We start from the raw sequence: 20,829 nt of genomic DNA, 5'->3' as shown, positions 1-20,829 counted from the left end.
GGATGCGGCTGCGCAGCGTTGTCGATTCGGCGCGGCATGGCAAGTGCGCAAAACCTGGTATGTCCGGATGCCGGCAGGTGGGTGGGGCAGTCCCTATTCAGATCTTTGAATCCGGTCGCTACCTACCCACCCGCGCCGCCCCTACCCTCCGCGCGGCGCGTGCAGCGGAACTGTGCTGGGTATGGTCGATGCATGCCGCATCCGCGGTGTCAGCCGGTCTTGGGGAGCGGGCCCGGTCACTCAGCACGTCACACCATCCAGGGGGTCGATTGCATGCGCAAGCGCTTGAACACCGATCAACTGGCGGCGTCGGTTGCCGCCATTCTCACCACCGCCACGCGTGGTCGCACGCTGGCTTCGATGACCTTGGTGCTGGCTGGCGCACACAGCCTGCCGGTCCTGGCACAGGAAGCACGCACGCTGGACGCGGTCAGCGTGGTCGGCACCGGCTCCACGCGCACCACCGCCTCCATCTCCGTCGACGACATCCAGGCACAGGTGCCCGGCGTGGCACCGCAGCAGCTGCTGGCGAGCCTGCCGGGCGTGAATGTCCAGACCACCGATCCGTTCGGGCTGTACGAGTTCGGCGACTCGATGACCATCCGCGGCTTTTCCGCCAACCAGATCGGCGTGACCCTGGACGGCATCCCGATCGAAACCTTCGACACCCGCGAAGGCGGCCCGATCACCCGTTACGTGTCCAGCGAGAACCTGCTCGACGTCACCGTGTCGGCCGGCTCCGGCGATGTCACCCAGCCTTCGTACCACGCACTGGGCGGCGCGATCCGTTACACCAGCCTGCCACCGAAGGGCGGCGACAGCTGGAGCGGCAACCTCACCCAGACCATCGGCTCGGACGATCTGGTGCGCAGCTTCGTGCGCCTGGATACGCCGGATTGGTGGGACGGCGGCCCCAGCGCGTATCTGTCTGCCTCGCGCACGCAGGGCGGGGTGTGGGACATGGAGCCGGCCACGCAGAAGAGCGATCACTTCGAAGCCAAGATCCGCCAGGCCTGGGACGTGGGCAGCCTGACCCTGGGCTGGATCTACAACAACCGCAAGGACTACGACGTGCAGTCGTACAACTCCGACGGGTCGGTGTCGTGGGATCTGCATGAACGCATCACCGGCAATCCGGAAGTGGATGCCGAGCATTACAGCGAATGGCAGAACGGCCGCCGCGATTCGCTGCTCAGCCTGCACGGCGATTTCCTGTTCAACGATGCGATCGGTGTCACCTTCACCGGCTACTACGAAAACAAGCATGGTTATGGCGTCGGCGGCACGCCACCGAGCACGGCCACCGGCCTGTACAACGACGCCATCGCCGGCACGCCGGGTCGCACCGATATCGCCATCAACGACCCGCAGATCGTCGATGCCAACGGCAATGTCATCCGCGTCGGTGCGATGACCCGGCGCGAGGAAATCATGGGCGGCGATCGCTACGGCGTAACCAGTGCAGTGTCATGGGAGACCGAGCACAACAAGCTCGAAGTCGGCGCGTGGTACGAAAACTACGACTTCGATCAGGTGCGCCCGCTGTACAACCTGGACCCGGCCACCGGCGCGCTGCTGAAGGGCTCGCTGCCGATCGTGGTCTATTACGACAATCACTTCTCCACCGAGGTGAAGCAGCTTTACATCAAGGACACGCTGCGCCTGCTCGATGACCGGCTCACCATGGAATTCGGCGCCAAGGGGCTGGATGTCAAACGCGATTACAACGGCATCGCCAATCTCGATGACTTCAATGTCGGCGTGCGCCGCGACGTCACCATCAAGAACAGCGACTGGTTCCAGCCCCAGGTCGGCGCCAGCTTCCAGCTTGCCGAGGGCGTGCAGGTGTTCGCCAACTACGCTGAAAACTTCAGCTCGGCGCCACGGCTGGCGCTGACCTCGGGTGCATTCAATCCGGATATCGCGCCGGAGGAATCCACCAATATCGATATCGGCATCCGCGCCGAATCCAGCCAGTGGAGCGGCTACATCGCCGCCTACAAGATCGATTACGAGAACCGCATCATCGCGCTGACCGATCCGGACCCGCTGGTGGTTGCGCCCACCGTCTACGCCAACGTCGGCGACGTGCAGACCTACGGGGCGGAAGTGTCCGGCATGTGGAAGCCGGCACCGGGCTGGCGGCTGGGGGCATCGCTGACCTGGAACAAGTCCGAGTTCCAGGACAACTATTTCGGCCCGGTCAGCGGCAGCCTGGTGCAGGTGGAAGGCAACGAAGTGCCGGACTCGCCCAAGGTGATGTTCAGCCTCAACGGCGGTTGGGAAGGCGAGCATTTCTTCGCCAACCTCGACACCAAATACACCGGCAAGCGCTACGGCGACACGCTCAATACCGACCAGGTCGATGCCACCTTCATCGTCAACGGCAGCGTCGGCTATCAGGGCGAGGATGCCGGGTTTCTGGCCGGTGGGCGGCTGCAGTTGTCGGTCTACAACCTGTTCGACAAGGACGATGCGATCGGCGCGGTGTTCCCGAACGAAAGTTCCGGTTCGTACCAGTTGATCGCACCGCGCCAGCTGTTCGCCAGCCTGGCCTACAAATTCTGAGGCAGTGATGCGGCCGGCAGCGTTGCCGGCCGCGCCATCGGTGGTGTCCGTCGGACTCGATTCATGACATGCAAGGACTATGCGTTGATGCAAGGCAATCACTCTGGGGCGATGACACGGCGGCAACTGCTGGCGCGCATCGGCATGACCGCTGGCGGCGCGATGATGTATCAGGCGATGAGCAGCCTGGGCATGGCGGCCGAATCCGATTTCAAGGGACCGCTGCAGCTGGATGGCGACCCGAAGGGCGCCTCGGTGCTGATCCTGGGGGCGGGGCTGGCCGGCATGGCGGCGGCCTTCGAACTGCGCAAGGCGGGGTACCGCGTGCAGTTGCTGGAATACAACGACCGCCCCGGCGGGCGTAACTGGACGCTGCGCGGCGGCGACCGTTACACCGAACTCGGCGGGGCGATGCAACATTGCCAGTTCGACGACGGGCTGTACCTCAATCCGGGGCCGTGGCGCATTCCGCATCACCACAAGGCGGTGCTGGGTTACTGCAAACAATTCGGTGTGGCCCTGGAGGCGTTCAACCAGGTCAACTACAACGCGCTGTTGCACAGCCAGCATGGCTTCGGCGGCAAACCGCAGCGCTTTCGCGCCATCGATGCCGATTACAAGGGCCACGTGTCCGAGTTGCTGGCCAAGTGCACCCAGCAGCAGGCGCTGGACACCACCGTGAGCCGCGAAGACCAGGAAGTGCTGCTGGAATCCTTGCGCACCTGGGGCGCGCTCGACCAGAAGTTCGGCTACGTCAAGGGCAAGGACAGCAGCGAGCGGCGCGGTTTCGCGCGGTATCCCGGCGGCGGCCTGTCGGGCAAGCCGGAGTTCTCCGATCCCTTCAGCGTGCAGGACGTGCTGCACTCGCGTCTGTGGACCACGCTGGCGGCCGGCAACAACTACGAAATGCAGACCACCATGTTCCAGCCGGTGGGCGGCATGGACCAGATCGGCAAGGCATTCGCGTCCCGGCTCGGCGATGCCATCACCTACAACGCCAAGGTCACCAGGATCGATCAGGATGGCAACGGTGTGCGGGTGTCCTGGCAGGACGCGGCACACGGCGGCGAAGAACGCATCGCCAGCGCCGATTGGTGCATCTGCACGATTCCGTTGTCGGTGCTCAGCCGCATTCCGGTCACCGCCAGTGACGCGATGACCACCGCGATCGGCCAGGTGCCGTATGCGGCATCGGTGAAAGTGGGCCTGCAATTCAAGCGCCGCTTCTGGGAAGAGGACGAAGCCATCTACGGCGGCATCAGCTACACCGATCTGCCGATCACCCTGATCAGCTATCCCAGCACCAACTATCACAGCCCCGGCAAGGGCGTGCTGCTCGGTGCGTATGTGTGGGGACTGGATGCTTACCAGTTCACCTCGATGTCCCCGGAGCAGCGCGTGCGCAAGACGGTCGAATACGGCACGCAGCTGCATCCGCAGTATCCGCGCGAGTTCGAGAACGGCATTTCGGTCGGCTGGCACCGCGTGCCGTTCACGCACGGCTGCTTCGGCATGTGGAGCGAGCAGGCGCGTGCCGAACACTACACGCCGCTGTGCCAGATCGACGGGCGCCTGGCGCTGGCCGGTGAACACGTCTCCTATATCCCGGCCTGGCAGGAAGGCGCGATCTTGTCCGCGCACGACGTCGTGGGCCGTCTGCATCGCAAAGTGCTGGCCGGAGGAGGTCGCGCATGAGCCTGTTATCACGGTTGGCCGCGGCCAGCTTTGTCGTTGCGATGGCTGCGTTGCTGGTGCCGCCAGGCACATACGACGCGCGGGCGCAGAGCTCCGATGCCACCCAGCTGTTTCCGCAGCAGGGCTTTGCCAAGGCATCCGGCCAGGACGTCTATCAGGCGATCTGCCAGGGCTGCCACATGCCGGGCGGGCGCGGTGCGCAGGGCGCGGGCGAATATCCCGCGCTTGCCGGCAACCCCAAGCTGGCCGCCGGCCCCTACGTCACCATGATGGTGCTCGACGGCCATGCGGGCATGCCCGGCTTCGGCGCGATGCTCAACGACCGCCAGGTGGCCGAGGTGGTGAGTTATGTGCGCACGCACTTCGGCAACGATCACGCCGAGCGCGTCACCGTCGACGACGTCAAATTGCTGCGCCACTGATTCTCCCTTTCTTTCTCATGCAAGGAGTTGCCATGTTCCGTCCAGTGACCACCGTTCTCACTGCTGCCCTGCTGTGGTCTGCAGGCCTCGCCGCTGCGCATGCGGCCGACGTGGTCCGCCACAAGATACCCAACAGCGATTTTCCCATTGCTGCTGCCGTGGAGATTCCCGCCGGCAAGGCCACCGTCTACGTCAGTGGCAAGGTGCCGGCGGTGGTGGATGCCAGTGCGGCCAAGGACTCGATCGCCGCCTATGGCGACACCAAGGCGCAGACGGTGAGCGTGTTGAACCAGATCAAGCAGCAACTCGCGACGCTCGGCCTGGGCATGGGCGATGTGGTGAAGATGCAGGTGTTTCTGGTCGGTGATCCGGCCATGGGCGGCAAGATGGATTTCAACGGTTTCATGGAAGGGTACCGCCAGTTCTTCGGCACCAAGGAGCAGCCCAATCTGCCGGCGCGCTCGGCCTTCCAGATCGCCGCGCTCGGCAATCCGTTGTATCGGGTGGAAATCGAAGTGGTCGCCGTTCGTCCTTGAATCCGTGCTGTCGTCCTGCTGGAGGTTGTCATGAAAACTGCTCTTTCGCGCCGCATGTTTCTCCGCGACTCCGCGCTGTTTGCCGGCGCCGCCGGTGCGAGTGCGCTGCCGCTGCTGGCCGGTGCCGCCGAACGCTCCGCCGCGATCGCGCCGACAGCGGCCGGTGCGTTGTCGCCGGTGATGATCGGCTCCAACGAGTTTCCCGATGGCCCGTCGGCTGCTGCGGTCAAGGCCATCGCGCAGATCGCGCCGCAAGGTGGACGCTACCTGCGCGATGTGCAGATGGAATTGATGGAGACCCTGGCCGCCGAGCTCAAGCTGCCGGTCAACCACCTGATGGCCTATGCCGGTTCCACCGAACCGCTGGACTACACGATGCTGGCGTTCACCTCGCCCAGCGCCGCGCTCGTCACCGCCGATCCCACCTACGAATCCGGTTGGCGTGCCGCCAGCCGCAATGGCGCAAAACTGATCAAGGTGCCGTTGCGCAAGGACTTTTCGCACGATGTGCAGGCGATGTGCGCCGCCGACGCCAGCCCCGGCGTGATCTACATCTGCAATCCCAACAACCCCACCGGCTCGGTCACCGCGCGCAAGGACCTGGACTATGCACTGGCGCACAAGCCCAAGGGCAGCGTGCTGGTGGTCGACGAGGCCTATATCCACTTTGCGCAGAGCACCAGCAGCGTGGTCGACATGGTTGCCGCGGGCGAAGACGTGGTGGTGCTGCGCACCTTCTCCAAACTCTATGGCATGGCCGGCATCCGCCTGGGCTACGCGGCCGCACGCCCGGACCTGCTGGCCAAGCTGATGTTCTACAGCGTCAACAGCCTGCCGGTGACCGCGGCTGCCGCAGGCCTGGCCAGCCTGCGCGATCCCGCACTGGTGCCGCAGCGGCGCGCACGTACCGCGGCCACACGCAAGGACGTGATGGCGTTTCTCGCCAAGCAGGGCTATGCCTGTACCACCTCGGAGAGCAACTGCTTCATGGTCGACGTGAAGCGGCCGGCCGCCGGCTTCAAGGACGACATGGCCACCCATGGCGTGTTCATCGGACGCAGCTGGCCGGTGTGGCCGACCTGGTCGCGGATCACCGTCGGCACCGATGCGGAGATGGCGCGCTTCAAGCAGGCCTTCGTGCAGGTGATTGCCGGCAAGCGCGGCCCGCTGCCGCTGTCGGAGGCCACGGCCGATGTGCATGATCCGATGGATGCTTTTTTCCGCTACGCATGAGGCGTTACTCTGGCAACATCGGCGCTTGCAGATGCGCTGGTGTGACCAGGCGCGCTGGGCGTCGCGCATCCCTTATTGCAGGAGTGTTCCTTTGAAAGTGTTTTCGACAGTTGCCGTGATTGGATTGGTGCTGCTGGCGCCGTCGGCATGGGCGCGCACCTGCGCGGTGACCATCACCGGCAACGACCAGATGAAGTTCGACCAGAGCGCGATCAAGCTGGCACCCGACTGCACGCAGGTGGACCTGACGCTCAAGCACTCCGGCAAGATGGCCGCCACGGTGATGGGCCACAACTGGGTGCTGACCAAGTCCGCCGACTTCCAGGCAGTGGCCAATGCCGGCGTACGCTCCACCATCGCCGACAGTTATCTGCCCAAGGCCGACGCGCGCGTGATCGCACACACCAAGGTCATCGGCGGCGGCGAGAGCACCACGGTGAGCTTTGCCACCAGCAAGTTGAGCAAGGGCGGCGACTACACCTTCTTCTGCTCGTTCCCCGGCCACTGGGCGATGATGAAGGGCACGCTGAGTTTCAGGTGAGGTATCAGCTGCCGCAGGCGCGTGGCCGCGGCAGGAGCGATAGGCGAGGGAGCTGGCACGCGGTCACGCCGCGTGCTCCAGGCAATCGTGGGCGGAGCGGACGGCAGCGCCAGCGACCGTCGTAGACGGTGCGCGGAGAACTGCGCTTAAAGGAAGGCGCGCTGTTGTGGCAGGCTCCATGTGTTGTCGTGACCGGGCCGCTTCTGGATGCCGAGATAGACCAGCTTGCCGCCGCGTGCAGGTATCATCACCGCCTCCGGCCGCCCGAAGTGGCGTCTTGCCGCGCGTCAGCGCCGTCGCTGGCGCCCGCCACTGGAGGTCAGCCCGGCACCGTTTCCGAATTGCCTGGTGGATCGGCTGCGCGCAACAACCCGCGTTGCAAGGCCTGCGCCAGCGCGCTTTCGCGGCTGCGAGCATCCAGCTTGCGATAGAGATTCTTCAAATGGAACTTGACGGTGTTTTCCGACAGATGCAAACAACGTGCGATCTGCTTGTTGGAATACCCACGTGCCAGTTGCGCGAGCACTTCCAGCTCGCGCTCGCTGAAGATGTCGCCGGCCGGGTCTTCGTCGCCGCTGAGGCGTTCGAGCAGGGCCTGGATGGTGAGTGCGCGTGTGGTGCCGCCGACGGTATGCGGGTCGTGCTGGCGCAGCGAGCGCAGCATCGCCTTGGCCGGCAGGCCGAGTTCGACGATCGCCTGCCAGCTTTGCGTCAGTGCCACATGGTCGAGCGCGCTATACAGGTGCGGTAGCGCCGCGACCAGTTCGCCGCGTTGCTGCAGCACCAGGGCGATACGCGCGCGGGTGCGCGCGAGGTGGCACAGGTTGTCGTTGGCCAGACAGGCCTGTTCGATCTGGCCCAGGATGGTCAGCGCGGCGCTGCTGCGTCCGGCCAGCCGATGCCAGCGTGCCAGCGCAAAGCCCATCGCCGCGCGATCGCGCCAGCGGTGGGGCGATCGCAGCGTATGCGCCAATCCGGATTCGCCGCCGGTGCGTGCGATCAGCACATCGATGGCGGCATTGCCCGGATGCTCCAGCAACAGCATCAAACGCCATGCTGCAGCCAGTTCCGACAGGCGCGTCAGCTTGCGCCCGTGCGCGATCTGCTCGACGTGTTCGAGCAGCGCCAAGGCACTACGCCCGCTGTGGTCGCGCACACGCTCCAATCCCAGCGCGGTGTCGTAGGCGGCGGCCAGCACGTCCATGCCGCCGTCGTGCTGTTCCAGCAATTCCAGTGCCGGATGCAGCAGGTCGGCCGCGTCGTCGTGGTGGCCGCGTTCGTAGTGCAGTTGTGCGAGCAGGCACTGGCCGGCGGCCTCCAGCACGCGATCCAGCTGCGGGGAGCGGGCGCACCAGTGCAGGGCCTGCCGGTAACAGGCTTCGGCGTCACCGAGCTGTCCGCGATAGAAAAAACTCTGGCCCAGCGCCAGCAGCGCCTGGCCCGCGCCTGGTTCGCTGCCGCCGCGCTGCATCGCATCGCGTGCGTTCAGTGCGTAGCGTTCGGCAGTTGCAAAGGCACCCTGCGCAATGGCGGTGGTGGCACAGATGCACAGCAGCATGCCGCGGCCCAGGTGGTCGTCCTCGTCCAGCGCGGAGGCTTGCGCGGCGATCTGGGTCAGACCATGCGGATTGCCGCAGATCTCGTCGAGGCGATCGCGCAACAGCGCCACCACCACCGTGTAGTCGCGTTGCAGGGGCTCGCGCAGCGCAGCCGGAAAGTCGCGGAAGCGTTCCAGCAGCAGGCGCGCATGGCTGAATTCGCCGAGCTTCGCGTGCAGATGTGCCTGGGTGAGATTCAGCGCCGGGGTGTCGCGGATGGTGCGGTGTTCGAAATGCCGCAGCAGTGCGCGTACCGCGTGCGTGCCGTGGGTCAGCACTAGTTGCCAGGTACCGGCGCGCGCGATGTAGCTGGCGGCCAGGTCGCCGCAATCGGCACGCGATGCGTGCCGCACCGCGTCGGCCAGGTACCGATGATCGCCAAACCAGCGTGCGGCCCGTTGATGCAGTTGCGCGGCCTGGCCGGGGTGTTCGCGATCGAGCAGTTGCTGCAGGAAGTCGGCAAACAAGGGGTGATAGCGGAACCACTCGCGCTCGCCATCCATGGGCACCAGCAGGCCGTGGAAATGTTCCAGCCGCGCCAGCAACCGGCCGCTGTCGTCACGCTGACGCACCGCATCGGCCAGCGCTGCGTTGACGCGCTCCAGGGGGCTGGTCCGCAACAGTAGGTCGCGCGTGTCGGCATCCAGGTCGTTGACCACCTGCTCGGTCAGATACGCGGCGATCTGCGCGCTGCGGCCGGAGAAGCGCGCGGCCACCTCCTGTTGACGCTGCGCACCGCCTTCCAGCCACAAGCGCGCCAGATGCAGCGCCACCGGCCAGCCTTCGGTGTAGCGCAGCAATTCGTCCACGACCGGCGCCGGCACCTGGGGGCCCAGCAACGCTTGCGCTTCGGGCTCATCCAGTGCCAGCTGCGCGCTGCCGAGACGGCTGAGCTGCGCCTGCAGGTCCAGCCGCGCCAGCGGCAGTGCCGGTACGCGCCGGGTCGCCAGCAACAGGTGCAGACGTCCGCCGCCGTGTTCGACCAGGCGCAGCACCAGCTCGTCGACGATGCCGCTGCCGAGCCGGTCGTAATCGTCGAGGATCATGCTGATGCGCCGGGGCGCCGTGCGTAGCGCGCGGAGCAGCACCGTCACCGCCTCGCGCGGATCCTGGTCGCGGTTGTGCAGCACCGCCGCACACAGTGCCGGATCGGCGCCTGCGTGCTGGAGCGCCAACGCCAGGTGGCCAAGGAAGCGCGCGGCATCGGTGTCCTCTTCGTCCAGCGACAGCCAGGCCACGGCGTGGTCGCGCGCGCGCAGCTGCGCATGCCACTGCGCCAGCAGTGTGGTCTTGCCGAATCCGGGCGGCGCCAGCAGCAGGGTGAGCGGCCGGGCTTGCGCCTGATCCAGCGCCGCCAGCAAGGTGCTGCGCACCACCGCTCCGGGACGCGGCAGCGGCGGCTCCAGCTTGCTGGCGAGCAGCCAATCGGGAACAGCGGAATCGCGCGGCGGTGAGGGGCGCGGCGTGAGCAACGCAACAGGCTTGAGCATGAGGCGAGGGCGGCCCTGGCAAGCGTCGGCAGCGCGCCGGCTCGACACGCTGCAGATCGTGATGAAACAGCGGCGATGCACAGGCGTCACCGTGACCGGCGACAACGTCCATCGGCTGCTTCGAGGGTCCCCACCCATGCCCGTCCATGGACACCTTTCAGAAAGGTATGACAGCCACAAGACAAAAGCAAAGCCTGTCGCTACGCCGCCGCCTGAATGGAGCCTGCGGTGGCGCAGGGTGTGCGCCATTGCTAGGAACGGCCGGGCCCGTCTGGACGCCATCGAGCCGGCTGCAGCGCCGGCGCCGCGTCTGTTCAGCGTCGGCGCGGGCCTAAACAGGCGTCTCAGGCCCGCACCGATGCCCGGCGTCTTGCGCGGCCAGCGTCACCAGCAGCCACCGCGACGCAGGCGATGACACCTCGCCTTCAACGCACCACAAAGGTCAGCGTTGCCGGGCCCGTCGCCGGCAACGCAACGCCTGGATGCCTCAGTGCGCCACTTCCGCAAACGCCTCGCGCGCGGCGGCCAGCGTGGCATCGATCACCGCCGCATCGTGCGCGCTGGACATGAAGCCGGCCTCGTACGCCGACGGCGCCAGATACACGCCCCGCTGCAGCATCGCGTGGAAGAAACGGTTGAAGGTGGTGATGTCGCAGGCGGTGGCTTGCGCGTAGCTCTCCACGATGTCGTCGGTGAAGAACAAGCCGAACATGCCGCCGACCTGGTTGGTGGTGACGGCAACGCCGGCGGCGCGCGCGGCATCTTCCAGTCCCTCGCACAACACGCTGGTGGCCTCGCTCAGGCGGGCGTGGAAGCCCGGCTCCTGCACCAGCTCCAGCATTGCCAGGCCGGCCGCCATCGCCACCGGGTTACCCGACAAGGTGCCGGCCTGGTAGATCGGGCCGGCCGGCGCGATCTGCTCCATCAAGTCGCGCCGGCCACCGTAGGCGCCCACCGGCATGCCGCCGCCGATGATCTTGCCGAAGGTGCTCAGGTCCGGGGTCACTCCGTAGTGCGCCTGCGCACCGCCCAGCGCGACGCGGAAACCGGTCATCACCTCGTCGAAGATCAGCAGCGCGCCGTGCCGCGTGCACAGCGTGCGCAGGTGCTGCAGGTAACCGGCCTGCGGCGGAATGCAGTTGGCGTTGCCGACCACCGGCTCGATGATCACCGCGGCCACGTCGGCGCCGATCTCGTCGAACATGGCGGTGGCGCCTTCGAAGTCGTTGAAGGAGAGGGTGGCGGTCAGCTCGCTCAGGCCGGGCGGCACGCCCGGCGAGGTCGGTACGCCCAGGGTCAGCATGCCGCTGCCGGCCTTGACCAGGAACGAGTCGCCATGGCCGTGATAACAGCCCTCGAACTTGATGATGCGGCTGCGCCCGGTGGCGCCGCGCGCCAGGCGCACCGCCGACAGCGTGGCTTCGGTGCCGGAATTGACCATGCGCACCATCTCGCAGGACGGCACCAGCCGATGGATCGTCTCGGCCATGGTGACCTCGGCCGCACACGGCGCGCCGAACGACAGGCCATCGCGGATCGCGCGCTCCACCGCTTCGCGTACCGCGGGGTGATTGTGGCCGGCAATCATCGGCCCCCACGAGCCCACGTAATCGATGTAGCGGTTGTCGTCCACGTCATACAGATACGGGCCATCGGCGCGTGCCACGAAGAACGGCTCGCCGCCGACCGACTTGAATGCACGCACCGGTGAGTTGACGCCGCCGGGCAGCAGCGTCTGCGCCTGGGCGAACAGGGCGTGGGAGCGGGTGTGGTTCATGCGCGCAGATCCTTGAGTGGCACCGATTGGGGGCGGCGCTGCCCGACTGCGGGCGGCGCATCCGCCATTGTCAGGCTTGCGGCCCCCGTCCGCCTACCCACCAGATGCCTGCCTACCCGTCGGAGCGCACGGGTAGGGCGATCCGGCTGCCTATGATCGAACGCAAGGGTATCGACGGTTTGGCATGAGCAAATGACCGGTGGTCATTGGTCTGCTGCGGCAGATGTTCAGAGAGTGTGATTCCGGTAGCCATTGGCGCCGTTCATTTTTGTCGCGTTGCCGACAGTTCCAGACTTGGGGAGAAAACATGAACCGTAGTATCCAGAAGCGTGCCTTGGCGTTGGCGCTGGTCGTGGCCATGGGGAGCGTCCACGCGCAGTCCACCAGCGGCAGCATCGTCGGCAGCGTGGGACAGAGCAGCGGCACCAGCGTGCTGGTGGAAAACAACAGCGGTTTCAGCCGCGAAGTGCCGGTGGATGCACGCGGCCGGTACACCGCCGGCAATCTGCCGCTGGGCACCTACAAGGTCACGGTCAAGCGCGATGGCGCGGTGGTGGAAACCCGCGAAAACGTCGCGATCACCGTCGGCGCCAACACCGACGTCTCGTTCGCTGCCGCTTCGGGGAGCGGCATGCAGACCCTGGACAGCGTCACCGTCACCGCCGCGGGCCTGACCACCATCGACGTCAGCAGCGTGGACACCCGCACCGTGGTCACCGCCGAGCAGCTGCAGCAGCTGCCGCTGGGCCGCACCGCCGAGGCGATCGCTTTGCTCGCACCGGGCGTGGTGGTCAACAGCGGCGGCTTCGATAATGGCCCGCTCGGTGGCTCGCTGCCCAGCTTCGGCGGCTCGGCCGCCAGCGAAAACGCCTATTACCTCAATGGTTTCAACACCACCACCATCAGCAACAACCTGGGTGGTCTGACCCTGCCGTACGGCGCCATCGACCAGCAGGAAATCTTCACCGGCGGCTATGGCGCGCAGTACGGCCGCGCCAATGGCGGCGTGATCAACCAGATCGGCAAGCGCGGCACCAACGAGTGGAAGTTCGGCGCCGCCGTCATCTGGGAACCCAATGGCCTGCGTGCCAACCAGCGCGATATCTACTGGCGCCCGGACAGCCAGGGCAGCACGATCAACAACGCCGCCTATCGCTATGCGCGCGCGGCCAATGGCCTGTACCAGCCGGCCAGCGAGGCCGAAGCCAACCAGACCACCTACAGCGCCTATGTCGGCGGACCGATCATCCAGGACAAGCTGTTCTTCTTCCTGGCTGCCGAGCAGGTGGATTCGGACGGCGTACGCGTCGGCACCAATCGCGACACCGACAACGGACGCACCGGCGGCCTCACCGATTACGACTACAAGCAGAAACGCTGGTACGCCAAGGTGGACTGGAACATCACCGACAACCACCTGATCGAGGTGACCGGCGCCAGCGACGAGGCGGAGACCAACGGGTCGATCTACCGCTACGACTATGTCAATCGCCAGCGCGGCAGCTATTTCACCGACGAATCCACCTGGAAGACCGGCCCGACCTTGTTCACCGGCAAGTACACCGGCTATCTCAGCGACAACCTCACCGTGACCGCGCTGTACGGCAAGATGAAGACGCCCGACGAGCTGACGCCCTTCAACTACGACGCGGCCGGCGGCCCGGTCATCAACAGCGCCGCGCTTCAGAATCCGGCCTACACCGGCGGCACTCCGCGCATCGGCAATCAGCTGGTCACCTCGGTCAGTTCACCGGACCGCGAATACAAGAAAGACAATCAGCGCCTGAATCTGGAATGGCGCATCGGCCACCACACGCTCAACTTCGGTATCGACAACCAGAAGTCCGAAGGTATCGATGTGGGTTCGGTGCTGTCCGGCCCCGGCTTTGCGTGGACCTACGGCCAGACCAACGATCCCAATGGCGTGCGGACGGGCGGACTGGTCAGCCAGTCGGCCAACGAAGCCGGCGGCATCGGCGCGCCGAGCCCGGGCCTGGTCGATCCGGTCAATGGGTCCAGCGGCTACTACGTGGTGCGCAACATCAACACCAGCCTGTACTCCTACGAGGCCAAGCAGCGCGCCTACTACATCGAAGACAAGTGGCAGGTCACCGACAACCTGTTGTTGAGCATCGGCCTGCGCAAGGACGAGTTCACCAACTACACCCCGTTTGGCGACCCGTACATCGAAGTGGATAACGCCTGGGCGCCGCGCCTGGGCTTCAGCTGGGACGTCAACGGCGATTCCAGCCTGAAGGTGTTCGGCAACGTCGGCCGTTATTACCTTGGCCTGCCGCTGTCGGCAGTGAGCCTGTTCACCCCGGCCACCACCACCGATACCTACTTCACCTATAGCGGCATCAATGCCGATGGCACGCCGGTCCTGGCGCAGCAGCTGGGGTCGGCGGTGTCGGCCAACTCGCGCTTCGGCCGCATCGCCGATGTGCGCACTGCAGTGGTCAAGGACATCGAGGGCGAGAACCAGGACGAAGTCATCCTCGGTTTCACCAAGCAGCTGGAGACCGGCTGGGTGCTGGGCGTGCGCGGCACGCATCGCCGCCTCAATGCGGGTATCGACGATCAGAACTACGACGTCTCCAATACCGCATTGATCGCCGCCGCCGCCGCGCAGGGCGTGACCATCGATTTCTCGCAGGTTGCCGGTGCATCGCTGATCAATCCCGGCCAGACCAATACCTGGGGCGTGATCGGTACCGATGGCCAGTTCCATGAGGTATCGGTGAGCCGCGAAGCGGCGGGTTTCCCGAAGTTCAAGCGCAACTACTCGGCAGTCGAGTTCAACCTGGAACGTCCGTTCGACGGCAAGTGGTACGCCAAGGTCAACTACGTCTGGTCGCATAGCTACGGCACCACCGAAGGCCAGGTGCGTTCGGACCTGTGGCGCACCGGCGGCGCCTTGGGCAGCTACCAGGGCCAGGCCTCGGTCTCCACCACGCAGAGCTGGGACCACGCGGCGCTGATGGAACACTTCAACGGCGATCAATCCAACGATCACCGCCATCAGCTCAAGTTGTTCGGCTTCTACCAGTTCACTCCGCAATGGGGTGCGTCGGCCAACTTCAGCCTGATCTCGGGCGCACCACACAATTGCCTGGGCAACTACTACGGCGACAACTACACCGGCACCGATCCGGCTGGCTACGGTGGCAGCGCGATCACCGGCGGTCCTTACCACTACTGCTACAACCCGGAAACCGGCACCGGCGTGGCATCACCTCCCGGCTCGCAGGGACGGCTGGGCTGGATCGCGCAGCTCGACATGGGCGTGACCTACAAGCCGGCATTCGCCGCCGGCAAGCTGGCACTGCGTTTCGACGTGTTCAACATCACCAACGAGCAGACTGCAACCAACATCTATCCGTTCTCGCAGCTGCCCGACAACACCACCAATCCGCTCTGGGACCAGGTCGTGGCCTATCAGGCACCGCGCTCGGGCCGGGTGACATTGAGCTACGACTTCTGATCGAGGCAGGTAATAAGGTTAGCGCCGGCAGCGACGCGTGATGGCACGCGTCGCTGCCTTGTTTTTGGCGTTTGGATGATGGCGCTCAAGCAGCTTCAATCATCTGACGTACGACGCGCGGCAGGTGTAGAGCGGTTGATCTGCGGCTTGGCTGCAGGGCCCTTGCCCGCCCACCGTCGCGGGACACGCTGCAAGTACGTCCCTGTAAGCTCTTACGCGGCATCCATGCCGCGTAAGGTCCCGCGACGGTGGGCGGGCAAGGACCTGTTGAGATGGTCGGTGTGCGTGGTTGCGAGCAGGGCTGGGCGTGCATTGTTTGGACCACGTCGCGTCCGAAAATCCCCATCGCAGTTCGAGCAACAGGCAAGCTTTTAAATAAGCGCCCAACTTTCTCCGCGTCTCAATGCAGGTCTCGCAACACGCAGGGTTTGCCTGATCACCGACCAATTGCCTGGTGCGGTGTCCTCGCCGATTGCGGGACTCCTGGCGGCCTGGATGCCGCCACGCAGCCTCCAGGGACGGATGCACGGCGCGTCCCGCGAGCGGTGAGGGCACCGCGAACACGACGCTGCGAGTTGGCTGCACGGCCCTTGCCCGCCCACCATCGCGGGACGCGCCGCAAGTACGTCCATGTAGGCTCTGGCGCGGCATCCATGCCGCTCAGGGTCCCGCGACGGTGAGCGGGCAAGGACCAATCGAGATGGTCGGTGTGCGGTAAGAGTGGTGCTGGATGCGCCTCGTTGGATCGTGGCAACGGCTTCACGTCTTAATGCATACCGCACGAGAGACAGCTTTTCACAAGAGCGCCGACCAATTGCCTGGTGCGGTGTCCTCACCGATTGCGGGACTCTTGGCGGCATGGATGCCGCCACGGAGCCTCCAGGGACGGATGCACGGCGTGTCCCGCGAGCGGTGAGGGCGCCGCGCACTCGACGCACTCGGCTTGTGACTGCATCTGATAAACGACGCTTCGACTCGAATCCCGGTTTCTTGTGTCTTCGCGTGCGCGTGTCGCCGGTAACTTCTGTTATCTGTTGTCTGTTACCTGCCAGCCACGCTACCGTGCAAACCCGGCCCGATAGGCCTGCACTGCCGCGAGCGGATCCGGCGCGGCATAGACGCCGCTGACCACCGCAATCAACTCGGCGCCCGCAGCCACCAACGCGGGCACCTGCGCAGCCGCGATGCCGCCAATCGCCACCCGTGGCACTCCCAGCGCTCCAGCTTGCTGTAGCAACGCAGGCGTTGCGCGACGTGTGGTCACCTTGGTGGTGGTGGGGAAGAACGCACCGAAGGCCACGTAGCTGGCACCGGCCGCGACCGCTGCGTACGCACGCGCGATCTCGTCATAGCACGACACTCCGATGATGGCCTGTTCGCCCAACAGCGCACGCGCGGCCGCCACCTCGCCATCGTCTTCGCCCAGGTGCACGCCCTGCGCGCCCACCTGCAATGCCAGCAGCGCATCGTCGTTGATGATCAACGGCACGGCATGCGCGGCGCAGGCCTCGTGCAGCGCACTGGCCTGTTCCAGGCGCAGCGCCGCGCTGGCCTGCTTGTTGCGGTACTGCAGCCAGGCGACAGCGGGCAGCAGCGGCAAGGTGCGCGCGAGCAGGCGCGCGGTGTCGGGCTCGTCGGGTGTGATGAGGTAGACGCCGCGGGCGTTGTGCAGGTCGGGCATGGCAGCGCTTCCGGAAGCGGTGGGTGGGATGGGACAATGCAGTCCCACCGTTGCGTGACCGCGATTATCCGATGAGCGAGACATCCACGACCACCTACCGCACCTGGATGTGCGTCGTCTGCGGGTTTCTCTACCACGAGGCCGACGGCATCCCCGAAGAAGGCATCGCCCCGGGCACCGCCTGGCAGGACGTTCCCGACACCTGGACCTGCCCCGATTGCGGCGTGACCAAGGACGACTTCGAGATGGTCGAGATCGACTGAGGCGCTGCCCGTTCAGCTGGATTGGTGCGCTTTGCGCGCCACAACATCGCCTGCCTCCATTCGGGCGGGCGCTGATGACGACGCGGCAAGCTGTGGTTTCAGTGCGCGCGCGCGCGCTGACTGCTCAGTTCGACCAGGTGCTCATGCAGATTGGTCGCATCCTGCGCACCGGGATTGAGCTGCAGGTAGCGCGATAAGTCGTGGCGTGCGCCGTTGCGGTGGCCCAGATGCAGATAGGCCATGCCGCGATCGCGTAACGCCTCGGGCTGGTCCGGCACCAGCTTCAGGATGCGGTCGGCGCTGCGCGCGGCGCGGTCCCAGTGCTCGGCATCGGCGTAGACGCCGTGCAGATTGCGCAGGATACGGATCAGGATCGCGCGGTGCGGCGCGGGGTCGAGGATCTGCGCCAGGGCGCGGTCGTCGGGAATCTCGCCCCCCAGATGTGGGCGCGCACGCTCGCGCAGCTCGTCCACGCCCAGCGGGCGGCCGCCGTTGAACGGGTCCATGACCAGCACGCCGTCGTCCACCGGCAAACGCACCAGGAAATGCCCGGGAAACGACACGCCCGCCAGCGGAATGCCCAGCCGGCGCGCGACTTCGATCTGCACCATCGCCAGCGAGATCGGGTTGCCCAGGCGACGCTCGAAGACCTGGTTGAGGTAGCTGTTGCGCGGGTCGTAGTACTCGTCGTGATTGCCCGAATAGCCCAGCTCGTCGAACAGATAACGATTGACCGCGGCCATCTTCAGCGGCCACAGGTCGATCGCCTCCACCTCGCGGCGCAGATGCTCGACGTGGCTTTGCACCAGCGTGTCGTACAGCTCGGCGTCCAGCTGCGGATACTCGTCGCGCGCGATCAGCAGCGCGGTGGACATCAACGGCACGGCGTCGTCGTCCAGGCTGGCGAGTGCGGTCCAATGGGGAAGTGGGAGCATGTCGACCATGCTGCCAAGAGTGTCGGCAACTGGCGCGTGGTTCAAGTCCGGTACTTCCTGACAGCAAGGGCCTGCGGTGTGAGATTTACTTGAGCTTTGGGATGTCCGGGCTCAGGGTCAATGTGGCGCCGTCCTGCAGGTTGATCCTGGCGGCCTGGCCGGCGTTGAGTTCCAGCACGTAACGGGCCGGGCGCTTGCTGGGGTAGGGCGGGCAGGCGTCGCCGGCCGAGCAGGGCGGCACGTCGCGCTGCTGCGAGACCAGCCGGCGCTCATCGTCGAAATACAGGATGTCCAGCGCGATCTTGGTGTTCTTCATCCAGTACGCCAGCGGTTCCTGGCGGTCGTGGACGAACAGCATGCCGTGATCGTCCGCCATCGCATCGCGAAACATCAGGCCCTTGGCGCGATCGGCATCGTTCTGCGCCAGCTCCACCTGGTAGCGGGTACCGGCCAATTCCACCCAGCTACCGCCGCTGCTGGCGCAGCCGCCGAGCAGGATCAAGGACGCAAGGGCGAGGAGGCGAAGACGGCGCATACGGCATACCAGCGGACGGGGATGCCGCACCATCTGCCAAGCGGCCGCGTGCGTCAAGCGGCTGTGGCGCGTTGAGCGGATCATTGCGTGCGATCAGGGCCCGCTCGCCATTACTTCGCAATTCGGGCCGGAAATGCGTGTGCGCGTGCCCGTGTGCAATCGCTCAGATCACCCGTGGCGGCTCGCCGCCGACGATCACCACATCGGCCGGGCGACGCGCGAACAGGCCCACGCAGACCACGCCGGGGATCTGGTTCACGCTGCGCTCCAGCGCCACCGGGTCGGTGATCTGCAGGTTGTGCACGTCCAGCACCACGTTGCCGTTATCGGTGACCACGCCATCGCGCCATACCGGCTGGCCGCCGGTGAGCGCCAGGATCTGCCGGGCCACCAGGCTGCGTGCCATCGGAATCACTTCCACCGGCAGCGGGAACTTGCCCAGCACCGGCACCTGCTTGCTCGGGTCGACGATGCAGATAAAGCGTTCGCTGGCCTCGGCGATGATCTTCTCGCGCGTCAACGCAGCGCCGCCGCCCTTGATCAGGCAGCGGTTCGGGTCGCACTCGTCGGCGCCATCCACATACAGCGACAGATTGCCGGTGTGGTTGAGGTCCAGCACCTCGATGCCATGGCGCCGGAGTTGCGCGCTGCTCTGCTCGGAGCTGGACACCGCGCCCTTGATGCGATGGCTGATGCGGCCCAGGGCATCGATGAAGTAGGCCACCGTCGAGCCGGTACCGACGCCGACGATCATGCCGTCTTCCACGTAATCGATCGCTTTTTCGGCGGCCAGGCGTTTTGCTTCGGACATGGGTTAAGAGCTCGGGATTAGTGATTGGGGATTCGGGATTCGTCAAAGCGGTGCAACGCGGGCGGGCAATGGGCCAATCCCCAATCCCCAATCCCGGCTATTCCATCGCCAGCAGCAATTTCCACTGCGCGGCGGTCACCGGCAGGATCGACAGGCGGTTGCCGCGGGCGATCAGCGGGAAGCCTTCACCCAGCGCATCGGCCTGCTGCTTGATCTCGTCCAGTGCGATCGTGCGCTTGAGTTTGCGTTCGAAGGCCACGTCCACCAGCATCCAGCGCGGATCTTCGCGGGTGGCCTTGGGGTCGTGGTAGTCGGACTTGGGATCGAACTGGGTCTCGTCCGGATACGCGTCGCTGGCAACCTTGGCGATGCCCACGATGCCCGGGACCTTGCAGTTGGAGTGGTAGAAGAACACTCCGTCGCCGACATGCATGCCGTCGCGCATGAAGTTGCGTGCCTGGTAATTGCGCACGCCGTTCCATGGCTCGGTGCCGACACGCTCCAGATCATCGATGGAAAACGTGTCCGGCTCGGACTTCATCAACCAGTAGCGCTTGCGGGCAGTCATACGGAAACGGCGTCGTCCTTCAGGAAGGTGGCGTGTTCGGTGCAGATCGCATCCACTGCCACGTCCCAGGATTCGGTGGGCAAGGTGGGCAACTGCTGCGCGGCGAAGCCGGCGCCGACCAGCCAGGGCGGCGGCGTCTGGCGATGCCGGAACGCGAAGCTGCGATCATACCAGCCGCCCCCCATGCCCAGCCGCCGGCACTGCGCATCGAAACCGGTCAGCGGCGTGACCACCAGCGCCATCTCCTCGGCTGCCAGCAGGTCGGCGCGTTCCACGTCAGGCTCGGGGATGCCGTAGCGATTGCTGACCAGGCCCTGGCCCGGCCGCCACGGCGCAAAGCGCAACACGCGCCCGTCCAGCACCGGCAGGCAGTAACGCACGCCGGCCGGCAGACTCAGTTGCCAACGGTGCAGCGCGATTTCGCCATCCATCGCCCAGTACCCGGCCACCGCACCGGTCTGCGGCGCAAACGGCAGCGCCAGCAGGCGCTCGGCCAGCGCATCGGCGGCTGCCAGTCGCTGCGTCGCCGGCAGGCTGCGGCGCAGCGCGCGCAACTGCTGGCGCAAGGCGTCTCGGTTGTCGGTCATGGTGTCTCGCAGCGATAGGCGGGCCGGTATTGTCGATGGCGTGGATGCGCCTGCCTAGTGCGTGTGTGTCGACGGATTTCCAGCTCCTGCACGGCTCTGGCCTGT

16 protein-coding genes are annotated in these 20,829 nt (G+C 65.8%); 8 read left to right on the top strand and 8 right to left on the bottom strand.

Going from position 1 to position 20,829, the window contains the following annotated elements; all coding sequences use genetic code 11:
* The first annotated feature begins 285 nt into the window (after window positions 1-285).
* The 6 genes from EO174_RS10680 (at window position 286) to azu (ending at window position 6,995) form a co-directional block, all read left to right on the top strand.
* Complete coding sequence (locus EO174_RS10680; RefSeq protein ID WP_184630676.1) at window positions 286-2,568, top strand: TonB-dependent receptor; 2,283 nt, start codon at window positions 286-288, stop codon at window positions 2,566-2,568.
* An 87-nt stretch (window positions 2,569-2,655) separates the two neighbouring features.
* On the top strand, window positions 2,656-4,263 hold the full coding sequence (locus tag EO174_RS10675; protein ID WP_164740178.1) for a flavin monoamine oxidase family protein: 1,608 nt from the start codon (window positions 2,656-2,658) through the stop codon (window positions 4,261-4,263).
* A complete protein-coding gene (locus tag EO174_RS10670; RefSeq protein ID WP_104584058.1) occupies window positions 4,260-4,685 on the top strand; it encodes a cytochrome c in 426 nt (141 codons plus the stop codon). The genes EO174_RS10675 and EO174_RS10670 overlap by 4 nt, the downstream gene beginning before the upstream one ends.
* Window positions 4,686-4,717: 32 nt before the next feature.
* On the top strand, window positions 4,718-5,221 hold the full coding sequence (locus tag EO174_RS10665; protein WP_126944434.1) for a RidA family protein: 504 nt from the start codon (window positions 4,718-4,720) through the stop codon (window positions 5,219-5,221).
* Between the two features lie 30 nt (window positions 5,222-5,251).
* Complete coding sequence (locus EO174_RS10660; RefSeq protein ID WP_126944431.1) at window positions 5,252-6,454, top strand: pyridoxal phosphate-dependent aminotransferase; 1,203 nt, start codon at window positions 5,252-5,254, stop codon at window positions 6,452-6,454.
* A 91-nt stretch (window positions 6,455-6,545) separates the two neighbouring features.
* Window positions 6,546-6,995 (top strand): azurin, encoded by a 450-nt coding sequence (gene azu, locus EO174_RS10655; RefSeq protein ID WP_126944428.1) that lies wholly within the window; start codon window positions 6,546-6,548, stop codon window positions 6,993-6,995.
* 319 nt (window positions 6,996-7,314) lie between these two features.
* Here the strand turns inward: azu and EO174_RS10650 are convergent, their stop codons facing one another.
* Both EO174_RS10650 and hemL read right to left on the bottom strand, forming a co-directional pair.
* Window positions 7,315-10,083, bottom strand: a complete 2,769-nt coding sequence (locus tag EO174_RS10650; protein ID WP_126944425.1) for a LuxR C-terminal-related transcriptional regulator — start codon at window positions 10,081-10,083, stop codon at window positions 7,315-7,317.
* Window positions 10,084-10,570: 487 nt separating this feature from the next.
* On the bottom strand, window positions 10,571-11,860 hold the full coding sequence (gene hemL, locus EO174_RS10645; RefSeq protein WP_104584063.1) for a glutamate-1-semialdehyde 2,1-aminomutase: 1,290 nt from the start codon (window positions 11,858-11,860) through the stop codon (window positions 10,571-10,573).
* Window positions 11,861-12,167: 307 nt separating this feature from the next.
* Here hemL and EO174_RS22910 point away from each other — a divergent pair, with 307 nt between their 5' ends.
* The gene (locus tag EO174_RS22910) at window positions 12,168-15,344 is read left to right on the top strand and encodes a TonB-dependent receptor plug domain-containing protein (protein ID WP_164739758.1); all 3,177 of its coding nucleotides are present in this window, start codon (window positions 12,168-12,170) and stop codon (window positions 15,342-15,344) included.
* A 1,057-nt stretch (window positions 15,345-16,401) separates the two neighbouring features.
* Here the strand turns inward: EO174_RS22910 and thiE are convergent.
* A complete protein-coding gene (thiE, locus tag EO174_RS10625) occupies window positions 16,402-17,025 on the bottom strand; it encodes a thiamine phosphate synthase (protein WP_126944419.1) in 624 nt (207 codons plus the stop codon).
* A gap of 23 nt (window positions 17,026-17,048) precedes the next feature.
* Between thiE and EO174_RS10620 the strand changes: the two genes are divergently transcribed.
* Window positions 17,049-17,288, top strand: coding sequence for a rubredoxin (locus EO174_RS10620; protein ID WP_047124717.1), 240 nt, complete (start codon window positions 17,049-17,051; stop codon window positions 17,286-17,288).
* 98 nt (window positions 17,289-17,386) lie between these two features.
* Here EO174_RS10620 and EO174_RS10615 read toward each other — a convergent pair whose 3' ends face one another.
* The 5 genes from EO174_RS10615 to EO174_RS10595 all read right to left on the bottom strand — a co-directional run bounded on the left by EO174_RS10615 (window position 17,387) and on the right by EO174_RS10595 (window position 20,724).
* Window positions 17,387-18,268, bottom strand: a complete 882-nt coding sequence (locus tag EO174_RS10615; RefSeq protein WP_104584728.1) for a SirB1 family protein — start codon at window positions 18,266-18,268, stop codon at window positions 17,387-17,389.
* A 40-nt stretch (window positions 18,269-18,308) separates the two neighbouring features.
* The gene (locus tag EO174_RS10610) at window positions 18,309-18,758 is read right to left on the bottom strand and encodes a DUF192 domain-containing protein (protein WP_026064588.1); all 450 of its coding nucleotides are present in this window, start codon (window positions 18,756-18,758) and stop codon (window positions 18,309-18,311) included.
* Between the two features lie 163 nt (window positions 18,759-18,921).
* Window positions 18,922-19,569 carry a ribose-5-phosphate isomerase RpiA gene (gene rpiA / locus EO174_RS10605; protein WP_104648848.1) on the bottom strand — a complete coding sequence of 216 codons (648 nt, stop codon included), beginning with the start codon at window positions 19,567-19,569 and terminating at the stop codon, window positions 18,922-18,924.
* Between the two features lie 97 nt (window positions 19,570-19,666).
* Window positions 19,667-20,137 carry an EVE domain-containing protein gene (locus EO174_RS10600; protein ID WP_164740170.1) on the bottom strand — a complete coding sequence of 157 codons (471 nt, stop codon included), beginning with the start codon at window positions 20,135-20,137 and terminating at the stop codon, window positions 19,667-19,669.
* The gene (locus tag EO174_RS10595; RefSeq protein ID WP_126944416.1) at window positions 20,134-20,724 is read right to left on the bottom strand and encodes a 5-formyltetrahydrofolate cyclo-ligase; all 591 of its coding nucleotides are present in this window, start codon (window positions 20,722-20,724) and stop codon (window positions 20,134-20,136) included. Before EO174_RS10595 ends, EO174_RS10600 begins: the two co-directional genes overlap by 4 nt.
* Window positions 20,725-20,829: the final 105 nt, after the last annotated feature.

The sequence above is a fragment of the Xanthomonas sp. BRIP62418 genome (assembly GCF_003993495.1).
Classification (GTDB): Bacteria; Pseudomonadota; Gammaproteobacteria; order Xanthomonadales; family Xanthomonadaceae; genus Xanthomonas; species Xanthomonas euroxanthea.
This window is presented reverse-complemented; position numbering and strand designations above follow the sequence as displayed.